The organism is Lewinella sp. IMCC34191 (genome assembly GCF_003390935.1).
In the GTDB taxonomy this organism is placed as follows: Bacteria; Bacteroidota; Bacteroidia; order Chitinophagales; family Saprospiraceae; genus Neolewinella.
This window is the reverse complement of record NZ_QNQZ01000002.1, coordinates 267,028-282,178: the sequence shown is the minus strand read 5'-3', so window position 1 is coordinate 282,178 and position 15,151 is coordinate 267,028. Positions and strand designations below refer to the sequence as shown.

The window sequence follows — 15,151 nt, the reverse complement described above, 5'->3', positions numbered from 1 at the left end:
ATGGCAATTCCCCTTCCGCGTTTTCTTCTATTCCTGCTCGTCTTTGCGTGCGCCGGTGGGCCGGCCATTGCGAGCGACATCCTCATCTTTGACGGGCAACGAACGCCGACCATCTACGTGGCCCCGCAGGCCGACTCCCTGATCTGGTGGGCGGCCCGGGACCTGGCGGCTGACCTCTCCCAAATGGCGGGACGGAAGATCGCCGTGGAAACCGCCGATACCGCGGACCGTAGCGCCACGGGCATCTACGTCTATGAGGCTCCCGCGGGTGAATTCCCCGCGGGAAGCTGGGAAAATTTCACGATCCGGGCGCAGGACAACAACCTTCACGTACGGGGCAGCGACCTGCGGGGAACCGTATACGGCATCTTCGACCTGGCCGAGCGACTGGGCGTCTCCCCGTGGAAGTGGTGGGCCGACGTTACGCCGCTACCCCGCGAAAGCCTCACGCTCGAACTGCCGGATGACGGACTGGCCGAAGGTCCCTCCGTGAAGTACCGCGGCATCTTTCTCAACGACGAGGACTGGGGCCTGCAGCCCTGGGCCGCCAACACCTTCGAACCGGAGACGGGCGATATCGGCCCCAAGACCTACGAGAAAATCTTTCAGCTGCTGCTGCGCCTGAAGGCCAATACCATCTGGCCCGCCATGCACCCCTCCACCCGGGCATTCTTCTCCATTCCCGGCAACCGGGAGATGGCCGAGCGCTACCACATCTTCGTGGGCAGCTCCCACGCCGAGCCGATGCTGCGCAACAACGTCGATGAGTGGGACCACGACCGCTACGGGGAATACAATTTCCAGACCAACGCCGACACCATCCTGAACTACTGGCGGCAGCGGGTGATCGAAACCCGGGCCGACAATTACCTCTACACCGTCGGTATGCGCGGCATCCATGACTCCGGTATGGAGGGTGACGCCACCGTCGAGGAGCGGGTTGCGCTGTTAGATACCATCATCAGCGCGCAACGCCGGATGCTGGCGGATGAAAAAGGCGTGGCCGCGGAAAGCGTGCCCCAGGTCTTCGTCTCCTATAAGGAAGTGCTCGACCTGTACGACGCCGGCCTGAAGGTGCCCGATGACATTACCCTCATGTGGACCGACGACAACTACGGCTACATCCGTCGCCTCAGCGAGGGCGCCGAACGGGAACGCGGCGGGGGCAGCGGCGTGTATTACCACCTGAGTTACTGGGGCCGGCCGCACGACTACCTGTGGCTGTCATCCACCCAGCCCGGTCTGATCTGGTACGAAATGCAGCGGGCCTACGCCAACGGTACCCGCGACATCTGGATCGCCAACGTAGGCGACATCAAGCCCGCGGAATACAATATGGAGTTCTTCCTGGACCTGGCCTGGGACGTGGAGGCTATCGGTCGGGATGAGATTGACCAGCACCTGCTAGACTGGGCGGGGCGAGAGTTCGGAGGTTTTGGCGCCCCGGAGATCGCCGCCCTCCTGCGGGAATTTTACCGGCTGGCGATGCTGCGTAAACCGGAGTTCATGGGTTGGAGCCAGACGGAGCCGACCACCGAAACCCGCCCCGCCGCCTTCACTTCCGCCAACGGGGACGAACTGCAGCGCCGCATTGACGCTTACCGTGATTTGTACGCGCAGTCGCGGGATATTGCCGCCCTGTTGCCCATCGCCCGCCGGGACGCCTACTTCGAGTTGGTGGACTATCCCGTCCGTGGCGCCGCGCTGCTGAACCAGGTCTACGGCTATGCCACCCAGGCATCCCGTGCCAATGATCCTATCCACCAGGACAGCCTGCAACAGGCCGCCCGAACGGCCCACGAAGAGATCAGTGTCCTGACGAACTACTACAACGACGTACTGGCCGGCGGAAAATGGAACGGGATGATCGATTATCGATCCCGGGGCCTGCCGGTCTTCGACCTGCCTGACTTTCGCGACGATGCTTCCACCGCCCCCTCTCCAGCTACCACCTCCGCCCCGCTCCCCCTACCCGTAGCAGCGTACACCACCGCTGAAGCGCCCGATACCTTCCACTGGGAAACCATTCCGGGGCTTGGCTACGGCGGGGAAGCTTTGACGCTCTTCCCCCTTGAAATTGCCCACTTTGCCGAGCACCCGTTCGTGGAATACACCTTCGAAGTGGACGAGCCCGGTGACTATACCATAGAAGTCCGGTGTCTGCCCACCCACGCCAACGACTACGGCCACGCCCTCGGTGTCTCCGTCGACGGACAGGAAACCACCGACTACCGCCTCAATACCCGCGGCCGCAGCGAAGCCTGGAAGCAGGGCGTGCTGGGGAATCACATCCCGGTAAAGCACGAAGTGAGCGTAAGCGAGCCCGGCACCCACACCCTCCGCCTTTCCGTCAACCAAACCGGCATCGTGATCGACCAGATCGGGGTATACCCAGTGGGGTATCCGGAGTTTTATGAGCTGCGGCGGTAGGGTTTTCCTCAGTGGTGTGCCGAACGTAGCGGAAGCGGAGTTCGTCCCCCCACGGGTCGACAAGAATACGCTTCTCGGAAACAGTTCAAGCCCAACCTCCCGGGCAGACGAGCTTCCGCTCGGCGGACCAGGAGGGCCCGATCCCGGGTCAAAGAATAGCGGGGCGAGCCATCCCCGGAGCTGGAGCTCCGGGACCCTGGGTGGGGTGGAGGAGCTCCAGCTCCGCCGAATGTATCGTGCGTTGACGGGTATTCGACGGGCTAGGCGAGCCATCCCCGGAGCTGGAGCTCCGGGACCCTCGGTCGGGGTGGAGGAGCTCCAGCTCCGCCGAGTGTGCCATACGTTGTCGGGTATTCGACGGGCTAGGTGAGCCATCCCCGGAGCTGGAGCTCCGGGACCCTGGGCGGGGTGGAGGAGCTCCAGCTCCGCCGAGTGTATCGTGCGTTGCCGGGTATTCGACGGGTGAGGCAAGCGATCCCCGGAGCTGGAGCTACGGGACCCCTGGGCGGGGTGGAGGAGCTCCAGCTCCGCCGAGTGTATCAAGCGTTGCCGGGTATTCGACGGGCGGGGCAAGCGATCCCCGGAGCTGGAGCTTCGGGACCCTGAAGCACTCAATTTCACCCCTTCACCACTTCCCCCCGGGTAGGCTGGTGGATCGACTCGGCCTTTGCTTTACCGCCGGCCATTTTCGAACGGAGCGATTCCATATCGATGACGTGGCGGAATTCGTGATCCGTGGTGTTATCGCGGAGCTTGGTGAAGACGTCGTTGATCCGGTCCATCTCGATGACTTCGATCTTCGGGCGGATGTTGTGCTGGGCGCAGAGATCGATGACCTCCTGGGTTTCCTTGATGCCGCCGATCAGCGACCCGGCGATCTCGATGCGGTTAAAGACCACGTCGGCGGGGACGAATTCCGGGATTTTGATAAAATTGCCCACCATCGCGAGGGTCGAGTTCTTTTTCATCAGCGGAATGAAGGTCGACAGGTCGAAGGGGTAGGGGATCGTATTGATCATGAGATTCAGGCTCATGGCATGCTGCTCCATGGCATCTTCGTCGCTCGTCACGACGACCTCGTCGGCACCCAGGGCGAGGATGGCGTCGCGCTTGCTTTCGTGGCCGGTGAAGGCGATGACCTTCGCGCCGAGGGCCTTGCCCAGCTGGACGGCCATGTGTCCGAGGCCACCGATACCGGCGACGCCCAGGGTCTGGCCTTCCTTCAGGTTCCAGTGCTTCATGGGCGAGTAGGTGGTGACGCCGGCGCAGAGGATCGGTCCGACGTACTCCGGCTCCAGCCCTTCGGGGATCGTGATGCCGAACTCCTCGCGGACCACCATATGGGTGGTGTAGCCGCCGTAGGTATTGGATCCGTCCGGCACGGTGGGCCCGTTATAGGTCAGGGTAGCGCCCTTCGGGCCGGTGCAGTACTGCTCCATGTCATTCTTGCACTCCTCGCACTGCTGGCAGCTGTTGACCATGCAGCCAACGCCGATGAGGTCGCCTTCTTGAAATTTCGTCACGCCCTCACCGACGATCGTCACGCGGCCCACGATCTCGTGGCCGGGTACACAGGGGTAGACGGAGTTGTCCCAGTCGTCGTTGACCTGGTGGACGTCGGAGTGGCACACGCCGCAGTAGATGACTTCGAAGCCGATCTCGCCCGGGCGCGGGTCTTTGCGGTCGAAAACAACGGGTTTCAGGGTATCATTGGCGGAGATAGCGCCGTATCCGTAGACTTGCATAGTGTTTGGTTTATCGTTTAGTTAATTACCCCAGTCCGGCTGCCCCACGACGGGGAAACTGGATGGCGGAAGTTTTTTACGGAGGTAAGTGGGGAAACAGGACAGGGTCGGTAGGAGGGCCCACCTTCCGTCGGTATGCCAAACTGGAATATGGGGAGTTGGTTCACGGTAGCTCGGTCCTCCGAATGCCCCTCGCTGGACTAGGGTGCGTTCGGACCTGGGGGTCCTCAACGCTTGCTGGGTCGCACCGAGGTTAAGGGCGGAAATGGGGTGAGGACCTCGGGTCCGATTGGTGGAGGAATGCCCCTCGCTGGGCTCGGGTGCGTTCGGACCTGGGGGGCCTCAACGCTTGCTGGGTCGCATCGAGGTTATGGGCGGAAATGGGGTGAGGACCTCGGGTCCGATTGGTGGAGGAATGCCCCTCGCTGGGCTCGGGTGCGTTCGGACCTGGAGGTCCTCAACCCGGGGCTACAGTCCCGACAATTCACCTACCTGCCGGGTAGAAGAGCTACCGCTCGGCGGACCGGTGGGTAAACGCTACCTTGCCTACGCCCCCAGCTCTCCCAAAAGTCGTCACGCAATGAACCGGAAAGAATTTATGAAAACTACCTCCATGGCCGTCGCCGGCGGTCTCGTCGTTGCCTTCACCGCCTGTTCCCCACAGGTGCTGCCGGGACTGGTGGAAGAGCCCGGTGCCCGCAAGAACTGGGCCGGGAATTACACCTACCACGCCGAGCAACTGTACCGGCCGGAAACGGTGGAGGAAGTGCAGGAGCTGATGGTGGAGCTGGGTAGCCTGAAGGCTTTGGGTTCGCGTCATTGTTTCAATAACATCGCCGACAGCCCCGGAAGCCAGATATCCACCTCGGGCCTGAATAAGTTGCTTTCGGTGGACGAGGAAGCCATGACCGTCACCGTTCAGGCGGGCGCCCGCTACGGTGACTTCGCCGAGGAGCTGCACGGGCGGGGCTACGCGCTCCACAACCTGGCGTCCCTGCCCCACATCACGGTGGCCGGTGCCTGTGCAACCGGTACCCACGGTTCCGGCGTGGAGAACGGCAATCTGGCTACGGCCGTGGTTTCCCTCGACTTAGTCAAGCCCGACGGCGAATTAGTGACCCTCGACCGCGAGCACCCCGACTTTCCCGCCGTCGTGGTCGGTCTGGGTGCCTTCGGCATCGTGACCCAGCTTACCCTAGCGATGCAACCCACCTTCGACGTCCGCCAGGATATCTACAACAACCTGCCCCTGACCTCGGTGGTCGACCACTTCGACACCATCATGTCGGCCGGCTACAGCGTGAGCCTCTTCACCAACTGGCTCGACGGCAACGTCAGCGAAGTCTGGATCAAGCGAAGAACGGACGAGGAAGTGGAAGAAATGGGCGGCGAATACTACGGCTCCCTGGCGGCCACGGAAAATATGCACCCCATCGCGGGACTCTCCACCGACGCGGTCAGCGACCAGATGGGCCGGCCGGGGCCCTGGTACGACCGCTTGCCCCACTTCAAGATGGGCTTCACCCCCAGCGCGGGGGAGGAACTGCAGTCGGAATTTTTCGTGCCGCGGGAAAACGCCGTCGAAGCCATCCTAGCCATCGAGGCCATGGCGGGCGAGGTTAATCCCCTGTTGCTGATCTCCGAGATCCGTACCATTGCCGCCGACGATTTCTGGATGAGCCCGGCTTACCAGCGCGACAGCGTGGCGCTTCACTTTACGTGGAAGCAGCAGGAGGAGGAAGTACTGGCCTTATTGCCCGCCATCGAGGAGGCGCTGGCTCCCTTCGCGGTACGTCCGCACTGGGGTAAGCTCTTCACCATCAATGCCGCAACCCTCCGCCAGCGCTACCCGAAGATGAATGACTTCGTGGCGCTGGCGAAGCGTTACGACCCGGAAGGGAAGTTCCGGAATACCTACCTGGACAACCGGGTGGTGCAATAGTTATTCGGATCGGATTACTGCCAGTTTTTGCGTTTCACTTATCGGTACAAGCCTACCGGTCGTTGGTGTCGGTAGTCGTGCCGAGGAACTCCGCGGGCACCTGGATGATCGTCATGTTGTGAATGTCGTCGTAACGCGTATTCACGAAGTTCTCGTTCGGGCTGTCGAAGTTGGCGACGAAGAGCTTATTACCCACCAGCAGGGGCTCGCACGGTTGGTCCATTTTGCCGTCCGCTCCGGTGGTATCGCCGTTCTCGGCCAGGGTGTGCACCGTTCCGTCCGGCTCGACGATCCGGATGGCGTTCGCCTGGGAATCGGCGATGTAGAGGTTGTCCGTGTTACGGTCGATGAAAAGGCCGTCGCAGCTGGGAATGGTCCCGTACTCGACGAATATATCCCGCGAGGCTACGGTTCCGTCCGCGTTCATCGCAAACTTGAATACGCGTCCGTCGCTGAACATGCCCACGAACAGGTTGCCTTCGCTATCGAAGTCCAGCCCATCGGTACCGAAGGCCTTGCCATTCGGCTGGCGGATGGCATGCAACGTATCGATGAGGTATTTGGCATCCATGCTGGCGGCCACGTGGATGGAATCGTTGAGGTCCGCTTCCGGAAAACGCCAGATGCCGCTGGTGTTGGTGGAGTCTTCCACTTCCCACTTCGTGTCGGTCACGTAAAGGGCTCCGTCGTGCCAACGCACGCCGTTGGGGTGCTTGAGGCCGGTCACGACCACGTCGACGCCGGTGGGCTTGCCGTCCTCCATGTTGAGGCGCAGGATCCGGCTGGCGTAGTCTTTATCCACGTAGTATTGATTATCGGCGATGTACAGGTTGCCGTCCGTCCCAAAGGTGATGCCCATCGGGCCGGCCTTCTGTGTTTCCGGGTGGGCGGGGGTAGCGTAGAAAACGCTCCATTCGTATTCGGGGGTAATCTTCAGGAGTAGCCCGGGATATTCCGGATTATTGAAGTTGGGGTTGGATACATAGACGTTTCCGGCCCGGTCGATGGCCATACCGTCGGGCTGCGCCAGGAAGTCCGGGAAACGGAAGAGCATATGCTGGTCGCCGGGCTGCAGGTCCGTGCCCGCGGTCATATCGGGCGCGACATCCTGGGCGGCGGCGCGCAGGCAGAAACAGGTCAACAGGAGGGTTAGCTTAATTACTTTCATTTGGCTTGACTAGGGTTACGCTATCAGAGGTCGCCAGGTGGGGGGTGGGTTCGGCAACAAGCCCACAGAACATACGCTGCGGCCGGCCGGTACCGTTAATCATGCCGAGTAGCTTTTTAATTACCCACACGCATGACAATCACCCGCCAGCTAGCCCTGCTGTTCTCCGTATTGCTTTCTTCCTGCCTCTTTGCCCAACAACCCTACGGCACGGCCAAGAGCGCCGAAAAACTGCAGGGCCTGAGTGACCTGGAGGCCATCGACCAGATGATGTACTACATCCCCGGCATCGGCAGTTCCGCCCGGGAAGATCTGCTGCGGCAGAACATCAAACCGTATATGATGCCGATCCGGCAAGTCCCGCAGACCGGAATGGAGTGGGCCTACGCCCTGGCCGATGCCCTGGAATACTACGTCAACCTCAACACCAACTTCAAGGACAACATGAGCCCGGACTACATCAGCATGAGTCTGGCCAACGCCGGCACCCGTCCGAACCTGGTCGACGGGCTCGGGCTGCTCATGAATTCCGGTACCGTAAGTGCCGCCATCGTTCCCTACAACAGCAACACCATTCCGAACTCCGTTTACTCCGTAGCCCGCTTCGGGATCGAAAACTTCGGCTACCTCTTCCGGCCGGAGACCCGCGCCCGCAACCGGGTCTTCGAGGCCCGGAAAGCCCTCAGTCGCGGTAACCCCGTGATCGTGGAACTGGCCACCGACGGCACCTTTACGGATCTCAAATCCGACAGTTACGAGCCCACCGGCCCCGCCACCGAGAAGCACTTCATGACCGTAATCGGTTACGACGGCGAAGCGGAAACCTTCGAGCTACGCAGCTCGCTGGGCCGCAATTGGGGCAACGGCGGCTACGTCACCATCAGCTACGACGACTTCGGGGATATGGCGCAGACGGGCTACGTACTGATTCCGAAAGAGTGAGTTTTTAGTTCCCAATCCCGCGGTACCTTAGCGACATGAAATGTTGCCTGCCGCTACTCACCTTGCTCTTCGGATGTTTTTCGGCGGTAGCCGGTGCCCAAACCGTCCTGCAAGTCCTGGACGAAGAAGGGGAGCCCCTCGCCGGCGCGGCCGTCATTCGCCTGCCGGAGGAGCAACTCGGTTACACCGACGAAAGCGGTCAGCTCGCCGTCGTCCTTTCCGCGGACGATAGCCTGCGCGTCAGCTTTATCGGGTTCGAGCCGCTTACCGTCCACGCTGAGGAGATGCGTAGCGGGCTTAACCACCTGAACATGCTTGAATTGAGCTCCGGCATCAGCCTGATGACGGCCACCATCGTCGGGCGCCGCGACGAACGCACCAACACCTTGCCCTACCAAGTAGAAACCATCGATCGGGAGAGCCAGGCCAAGATTCAGTCGCTGACCACCGTTGACGCCCTGGAATCCCTTAGCGGAGTTTACGTGCAGCGCTCCCAGCTCGGCGGTGGCAGTCCGGTCATACGGGGCTTCGAGGCGAACCGGGTACTGCTCGTGGTCGACGGCGTGCGCATGAACAATGCCATCTACCGCAGCGGCCACCTCCAGAGCGCCATCACCGTCGACCCGAACGTGCTGGAACGCATCGAAGTCATCTACGGGGCCGGAGCCCTCACCTACGGCAGTGACGCGATCGGGGGCGTCGTTCACTTCCGGACGCGTACCCCGGAATTCCGCCCCGACGGAGGGTGGGGCGGCTACCAGAACGCCAACTTCGCCACGGCCGCCAATGCCCTCAACTACGCCGGCGGCTTCGACTACGGCGGCAGCAACTGGGCCGGACTGACCAGCTATTCCGTGACCAGCATCGGCGACCTGCGCGCCGGCGGCAACCGGCCCGACGCTTACGGGGACTTCGGCCTGCGCGATCAGTACGTGGTTGGCGACGAAGTGGTCGACAACGACAACCCCCAGCTCCAGGTAGGCAGCGGCTACGATCAGTACAACCTGCTGCAGAAATTCCGCTTCCGCCTGGCCGAGCGGGTCGAATTGGATGCGAACTTTCAGTACTCCACGACCTCCGATATTCCCCGCTACGACGCCCTCATCGAACGCCGCAACGGCAACCTCCGCTGGGCACGGTGGGATTACGGTCCGCAGACCCGCGCGCTCGGCAGCCTTCGCCTCTCCGACCGCCGCCCCACCGCCCTCTACGACGTGGCTACCTACCTGCTAGCCTACCAGTACACCGAGGAGGACCGCATTCAGCGCCGGCTCGGCAGTACCCTCACCACCGAGAACCTGGAAGACATCGATGCCTACACCCTGCAGGTAGACTTTGCCAAGAACCTGGCACCCGGCACGGATCTCCGTTACGGCCTGGATGGGCGCTACGACGAAGTGACTTCCACCGCCACCCCCGCCGGTGAACCCACCCGTTACCCCGGGGGCGGCAGCCAGCTTGGCGTGGGCGGAGTGTACGTAGACCTCAGCCACCGCTTCGCAGACTACTGGCGGGTGCGCGGCGGCATCCGCTACAACTACCAGCGCCTCACCGGATCCTTTACGCCGAATGACGTCGTCTCCTGGCCGGAGGATTACCTGACCGGCATCACAAACAATTCCGACGCCCTCACCGCCGCCGTCGGCCTCCGCTACCGCCGGTCGGGCAATTCCGTGCGCCTACTTTTCGCCCAGGGCTTCCGCGCCCCCAACGTCGACGACTTCGGTAAGTTCCGGGAGCAGAACGGCCGCGTCCAGGTACCCAATCCCAACCTCGGCCCCGAACGATCCAATACCCTCGAGGTGGCCTACGGGCGGCTGGAAGGTCCCTTCCGCTTCGAAGCGACCGCCTACGGGACCATCCTTACGGACGCCGTCATCCGCAGCGCCGGCACCCTCCCCGACGGCAGCGATTCCTTCGTGAGCCGCGGCGATACCCTCTACACCGATACCAACGTCAACGCCGAACGGGCCTGGGTCTACGGCTTCGATCTCGCTACCGCCTGGAACTTCGCTACCGGCTGGGAACTGCACGGCCGCTTCAATTGGCTGCGCGGCGAACGGCGGCAGGAAACGCCCGACGGAGCGTTCCTTACCCTGCCCCAGGACCATATCCCCTCGGCCTACGGCCAGTTCGGCCTCCGCTACGAGCGGGGCCACTGGTGGGCGCGCGGCCGGGTCGACTTCCAGGTCCGAAAGCAGTTCGAAGACTACGCCGTCAACTCCATCGACGGGACCGCCGCCACCGGCTATACCCTCGATCGGGTCGGCAGCTCCGACAACATCGATCTCACCCCCAAAATGGAGGGTTCCCCCGGCTGGTACACCCTGAATGCCTACGCCGGCTACGACTTCTCCGAGCGCTGGTCCGTCCAGCTCAAGGCCGAAAACCTCCTCGACCGTTTCTACTGGCGTTTCGCCAGCGGCGTGGCCGCCCCGGGCGTCGATCTCGGATTGGGCGTCCGCTATCAGTGGTAATTGGGGCGGCGGAGCGCAGGTATAATGCCTACTCCAAGTCGACTTCCTTTCCTCCGAGCATCACCCACTGCACCTCCCGCAACCGGGACATGGCCTCCAGCGGGTTGCCGCTCACCACCACCAGATCGGCCAGCAGCCCGGCCCTGATCTGACCGATTCGCTCGGATAGTCCCATCACCTGCGCATTGCCGGAGGTGACCGACCGGAGTACCGCTTCCGGCTCCATCCCGTAGTCCACCATCATCTCCAACTCACGGACATTATCGCCGTGTGAGAACACCCCGACGTCACCACCCGCCACGATAGTCACGCCGGCCGCGAGGGCGGCGGCGAAGGAGGCACGCTTCTCCCGGATCCGCTCGGGCTCGGGGTCCCTTCCCTTTCGCCACCCGCGGTACTGTAGGATGGCGTCGCCGGCCGCCAGGGTAGGGCAGAGGGCTACGCCCCGTTCGGCCATCAGCTCAAATACTTCGGGGGTGCCGCCGTCACCGTGCTCGATGGTGGCGACGCCGGCCAGGGTGGCCCGCCGCATGCCCTCCGCCGTCGCGGCGTGAGCCACGACCGGCCGGCCGCTGCTGTTGGCTACTTCCACGATTAGATCCAGCTCGTCCTGGGTGAAGGTCGGCATGGCTTCCCCGTTCGGTCCCCAGCGGTAGTCGGCGTACACTTTGATAAGGTCGGCACCGTGGCCGATCTGGTCGCGGACTACCCGGATGATGTCGTCGTGGCCGTCGGCTTCCTCGGCTCCGAGGGGAACCTCGACGCCCTCCCGGAATCCCTTCGGTCCGTAGCTTCCCGAGGCTACGATGGCCTTGCCGGCCACGATCAGGCGTGGACCGGGAATGACGCCCTTCTCGATGGTTTGCTTGAGCCCCACGTCCACGTAACCAGCCCCCTCCGATCCGAGGTCGCGTACGGTGGTGAAGCCCGCGCGCAGGGTTCGTCCGGCGTGAACCCCGCCGCGGATGGCCCGCTCGGCGTAGGACTCATTGAGCACCTGTTCGTTCCAACCGACCTCGTTGTAGGGGTGAAGCAACAGGTGGGCGTGTCCCTCAATCATTCCGGGCATCAGGGTTCCGTCGGGGTAGTCGACCACCTTACAGCCATCCCCTCCCAGCTCCGAGGCCGTTCCGACGGCGGCGATGGTGTCACCCCGGACGAGTACGGCCCGGTTTTCGTGTAATTCGCTGCCGTCGAATACGTGGCGGGCGGTGATCAGGGTGCATTCGGCGTCCTGGGCGGATAGCACGAGGGAAAGAAGAAAAAGTACGGAAGTAAGCAGGAAAGGGGTCGAGCGCATACCGCCAAGATAATCCGCCTATTCCTCCTCGCTGGCGAGTTGCTCCAGGCGTTCGGTCTCGTTGACTTCCACCACCCCGAGAATGATCAGGTGGCCGTTGAAGTCACGCACGATGTAGCGGGTCCGGAAGTCGGTCATCCGCTCCCCGGCTTCGTTCCAGAAGATCCATTCCATTTCGACCAGCCGGATCACCCCGTTGATGGGGCTTTCCCCGATCAGGCGGTGGGTGATCTGCCGGACGCCCAGCTCGTCGTAGCTGCGGAATACCAGCTCGCAGTTGCGCAGGAAGGCCGGCCGGTCCAGCACCACCGCGTCCCCCGTGGCCGAGTACAGGGTGGCGTGGAAGTCGTACATGGCGGCTATCTGCAGGCTGTCGGCGGCCGTAAAGTAGGCGGCGTAGCGATCGAAGAAGCGGACGGTAGCGGGAGGTAGCGGCATAGGGCCTAAAAATACCAAGCTTTGCGCAGCTACCCGAGCTCCACCTCCTCCCCCGAATCGGCGGCCCGGTAAATCGCCTGCATGATCCGTACGTCGCGCAAGCCTTCTTCCCCGGGCGTCTTCGGTTCCCGGTTTTCGATTACCGAAGCGGCCATCTCATCCAGCATCGGGACGAACTGATTGGAATCCGAGATGGCTACCTCCTCGATTTGGTGTTTCGACTCGCTCCGGTCGGTGACCTTCAGGTTGCGGACGAAGTAGTCGGTGGCCGGGTCGAGGGTGATCTCCCCCTTATCGCCCTGCACGTGGATGCGTTTGTTATTGGTCGTGAGGTAGCTCGAGGAACAGTTGGCCACCGCTCCGCCAGGGAAGACCAGGCGCCACTCGATTCCCTCCTCGACGTCGATTTCCGGCCGGCCCGATCCCTCATGGTAGCGCGCGCTCACCGATACGGGTTCCTCGCCCATTAGGTAGCGGGCGCCGTTCAGGGAGTAAATACCGATGTCGTACAGACTACCCCCGCCGGCGACATCCTTTTTGGCGCGCCATTGATTCCTGGGTTCTTCCAAGGGTAAAAGGCGGTGGTGGTCGGCTACGATCAGGGACGGGGTACCGATACGTCCTTCTTTTATCAGGTCGATCGCCATGAGGTTGTAGGGGTCGTACTGGGCCCGGTAGCCGATCATCAGCTTCTTACCGGCTTGCTTGCCGGCGTCGATCATGGCCTGGCAATCCTCGGCGGTGACGGCCAAGGGCTTTTCGCAGAGGACGTGCTTGCCCGCCGCGAAGGCGCGTTCGGTCAGTTCCCGGTGAAAGACATTTGGGGTGATGATGTACACTACGTCGACCTCCGGATCATCGGCAATCTCGTCGAAGGTCTCGTAGCTGTAGAGGTGCTCGTCGCTAATGCCGTAGGTAGCGGCGATTTTCGCCCGCTTTTCCTCGTTACCGGATACCAGGGCCGTTAGCTTACACTTCTTGGTATCCCCGAGGTGGGGGATGATGATATTGGCGGCATAGTCGCCGAGGCCCACGATCGCGAAGCCGATACGCTCCTCCGGGGGCAGGCCGAGTTCGAGTCCTTTGGGCATGGGGCGGCCCACCAGTTCGGCGGGCGGAAATCCTTCCACGATGGGTCCGGTGGCACCGGCGGTGCGGGCGGGTGTCTGGGCCGATGCCGAGCCCGATAGCAGGGGCAGGGTGGACAGGGCCAGTAGTCCGCCACCGGTTTTGACGAAATCGCGGCGGTGGAGGCGTGGGGTGGATGTGTCGTTCATTGGGTCTTGGTTGTGGGTCTAATGCAATCATTCCCGTAACTCGAAAAAGCGAGATTCGGTTCCGAAACCATGCGCCGCACCTAGGCCGGCTACCGGGTCAAGATCATCCCGACTTGTCCTCTGTATCGCCCAGCTTACCAGGCTCATCGCTTGTGGATTTCCTGCTTTTCCCAATAGGCTTTATACCTGCGCCCCGCCGCCAAAATTGATGTGTTCAGCAGTCCGTAACGATGGCCGGTGCGGGGTCATTAAGGAGTAAGTCCCTCACTTATTAACCAAAGCACTATGCGTTATTTGCTGACTCCTCTTGCGCTGCTTGTCCTGATGCTGACCAGCTGCAGCGCACCCGACCCGAAAACGGGTGAAGCCGTAGTCGCCACCGAAGCGGAAGAAACCACCCCGGTCGCGGCATCCGCCGTCGAGCCGACCAACGGCAATGTGCTGTGTACGATCAACGGGGAGCCCTGGTCCTATACCGAGGCTACCGCCTTTACCAACACCTTCAAAAAGACCGGCGACCGCTACGCCTACGTCACCTTCGAGAACGACCGGACGGAAAAACCGGAAAAGATCCAGCTCCACTTCAATATCACGAAGCAGGAGATAGAAATGGCGATCGTGAACCTCTACCCGGTCGTCGACGGAGAGACCAAAACCGCGAAGTACAATTGGAACCCCAATAAGCTTACTACCCAACCGGAGAACCAAGTGTCCGGCACCCTGACCCCAACCGAAGAAACCCTATCCGGATCGGCCGACCTGGATAAGCTTGAAATCGCCGCGGGTAGCACCCTGTCCGGCCATTCGGATTACCAACGCCTCTCCATCCGGGATATAGTGTTCACGGACCTGCCCTACGAGGACCACGACGAGATGATGAAAGGACTACAGCCGGGCGGGTAGCGCCTTACTGCCCCGGTGGACGGCGTGATCAATCATTGGTGCACTCGGTTACTTCGAGCGGCATCTGTCCGGTAAATTCCAGGCTATCGCGGGACGCGAATGCGGTCCCGTCGGCAGTTACGGGGCCGTAGCCTTCGACCAGGCGGTCCCCCCTGCGGAGAAAGGCCACTTCGCGGTCGCTTACCTGGCCTTCCGACCGAAAGGTGTAGGTGGCAAACAGGGTGTCTCCGCTCCACGCGCCCTCCAGGGTGCCGGTGTTTCGGTCTTTCTCGGCCAGGGCGTAATCGAGGGTGCCCCGGGTATTTCCCTGTGGATCGGTCAAAGACAGCTTTACCGTATCCCCCTGGCCGGCGTAGGTATAGCAGGAGGCGGACTCCCCGACTTCATCTTCTGCTGCCGGGGTGGTCGTCTCATTGCAGGCGAAACATAGGAAGAGAAGATAGTAGGATGGTTTCATATGTTGCTGTTCCGTGGTTGCTACAGATTAACGACTTTGCGGCCGGGGGTGTGCGGATTACCTGCGCTCCGC

The 15,151-nt window shown here is 62.1% G+C and carries 11 protein-coding genes; 5 read left to right on the top strand and 6 right to left on the bottom strand.

What is annotated here, in order from left to right; all coding sequences use genetic code 11:
• A complete protein-coding gene (locus DRW39_RS05695) occupies positions 1-2,430 on the top strand; it encodes a glycosyl hydrolase 115 family protein (RefSeq protein WP_116106050.1) in 2,430 nt (809 codons plus the stop codon).
• Between the two features lie 617 nt (positions 2,431-3,047).
• Here the strand turns inward: DRW39_RS05695 and DRW39_RS05690 are convergent.
• The gene (locus tag DRW39_RS05690) at positions 3,048-4,175 is read right to left on the bottom strand and encodes an NAD(P)-dependent alcohol dehydrogenase (RefSeq protein ID WP_116106049.1); all 1,128 of its coding nucleotides are present in this window, start codon (positions 4,173-4,175) and stop codon (positions 3,048-3,050) included.
• A gap of 580 nt (positions 4,176-4,755) precedes the next feature.
• Between DRW39_RS05690 and DRW39_RS05685 the strand changes: the two genes are divergently transcribed.
• The gene (locus DRW39_RS05685) at positions 4,756-6,117 is read left to right on the top strand and encodes an FAD-binding protein (protein ID WP_116106048.1); all 1,362 of its coding nucleotides are present in this window, start codon (positions 4,756-4,758) and stop codon (positions 6,115-6,117) included.
• Positions 6,118-6,169: 52 nt separating this feature from the next.
• Here the strand turns inward: DRW39_RS05685 and DRW39_RS05680 are convergent, their stop codons facing one another.
• Entirely contained in the window at positions 6,170-7,285 is a 1,116-nt protein-coding gene (locus DRW39_RS05680) for an SMP-30/gluconolactonase/LRE family protein (protein WP_116106047.1), read from the bottom strand.
• A 132-nt stretch (positions 7,286-7,417) separates the two neighbouring features.
• Between DRW39_RS05680 and DRW39_RS05675 the strand changes: the two genes are divergently transcribed.
• Positions 7,418-8,227 carry a C1 family peptidase gene (locus tag DRW39_RS05675; protein WP_116106046.1) on the top strand — a complete coding sequence of 270 codons (810 nt, stop codon included), beginning with the start codon at positions 7,418-7,420 and terminating at the stop codon, positions 8,225-8,227.
• A gap of 35 nt (positions 8,228-8,262) precedes the next feature.
• Positions 8,263-10,704, top strand: a complete 2,442-nt coding sequence (locus tag DRW39_RS05670) for a TonB-dependent receptor (protein WP_116106045.1) — start codon at positions 8,263-8,265, stop codon at positions 10,702-10,704.
• A gap of 28 nt (positions 10,705-10,732) precedes the next feature.
• On the opposite strand, the gene DRW39_RS05665 is transcribed toward DRW39_RS05670, so the two are convergent.
• From DRW39_RS05665 to DRW39_RS05655, 3 genes are read right to left on the bottom strand one after another with little or no spacing between them, the layout of a single operon-like run.
• Positions 10,733-12,004, bottom strand: coding sequence for a metal-dependent hydrolase family protein (locus DRW39_RS05665; protein WP_116106044.1), 1,272 nt, complete (start codon positions 12,002-12,004; stop codon positions 10,733-10,735).
• Between the two features lie 18 nt (positions 12,005-12,022).
• Entirely contained in the window at positions 12,023-12,442 is a 420-nt protein-coding gene (locus DRW39_RS05660; protein ID WP_116106043.1) for a hypothetical protein, read from the bottom strand.
• A 29-nt stretch (positions 12,443-12,471) separates the two neighbouring features.
• Entirely contained in the window at positions 12,472-13,719 is a 1,248-nt protein-coding gene (locus tag DRW39_RS05655) for a Gfo/Idh/MocA family protein (RefSeq protein WP_198664798.1), read from the bottom strand.
• A gap of 285 nt (positions 13,720-14,004) precedes the next feature.
• On the opposite strand from DRW39_RS05655, the gene DRW39_RS05650 reads away from it, so the two are divergent.
• Entirely contained in the window at positions 14,005-14,622 is a 618-nt protein-coding gene (locus DRW39_RS05650) for a hypothetical protein (protein ID WP_157975948.1), read from the top strand.
• 28 nt (positions 14,623-14,650) lie between these two features.
• On the opposite strand, the gene DRW39_RS05645 is transcribed toward DRW39_RS05650, so the two are convergent.
• Positions 14,651-15,079 (bottom strand): hypothetical protein, encoded by a 429-nt coding sequence (locus DRW39_RS05645; protein ID WP_116106041.1) that lies wholly within the window; start codon positions 15,077-15,079, stop codon positions 14,651-14,653.
• Positions 15,080-15,151: the final 72 nt, after the last annotated feature.

Bases quoted from the DNA above. Each gene is read 5' to 3' on its own strand.
- DRW39_RS05655 (WP_198664798.1), bottom strand. From the start codon at position 13,719: ATGAACGACACATCCACCCCACGCCTCCACCGCCGCGATTTCGTCAAA.
- DRW39_RS05650 (WP_157975948.1), top strand. From the start codon at position 14,005: ATGCGTTATTTGCTGACTCCTCTTGCGCTGCTTGTCCTGATGCTGACC.
- DRW39_RS05670 (WP_116106045.1), top strand. From the start codon at position 8,263: ATGAAATGTTGCCTGCCGCTACTCACCTTGCTCTTCGGATGTTTTTCG.
- DRW39_RS05690 (WP_116106049.1), bottom strand. From the start codon at position 4,175: ATGCAAGTCTACGGATACGGCGCTATCTCCGCCAATGATACCCTGAAA.
- DRW39_RS05660 (WP_116106043.1), bottom strand. From the start codon at position 12,442: ATGCCGCTACCTCCCGCTACCGTCCGCTTCTTCGATCGCTACGCCGCC.
- DRW39_RS05645 (WP_116106041.1), bottom strand. From the start codon at position 15,079: ATGAAACCATCCTACTATCTTCTCTTCCTATGTTTCGCCTGCAATGAG.
- DRW39_RS05665 (WP_116106044.1), bottom strand. From the start codon at position 12,004: ATGCGCTCGACCCCTTTCCTGCTTACTTCCGTACTTTTTCTTCTTTCC.
- DRW39_RS05680 (WP_116106047.1), bottom strand. From the start codon at position 7,285: ATGAAAGTAATTAAGCTAACCCTCCTGTTGACCTGTTTCTGCCTGCGC.
- DRW39_RS05675 (WP_116106046.1), top strand. From the start codon at position 7,418: ATGACAATCACCCGCCAGCTAGCCCTGCTGTTCTCCGTATTGCTTTCT.
- DRW39_RS05695 (WP_116106050.1), top strand. From the start codon at position 1: ATGGCAATTCCCCTTCCGCGTTTTCTTCTATTCCTGCTCGTCTTTGCG.
- DRW39_RS05685 (WP_116106048.1), top strand. From the start codon at position 4,756: ATGAACCGGAAAGAATTTATGAAAACTACCTCCATGGCCGTCGCCGGC.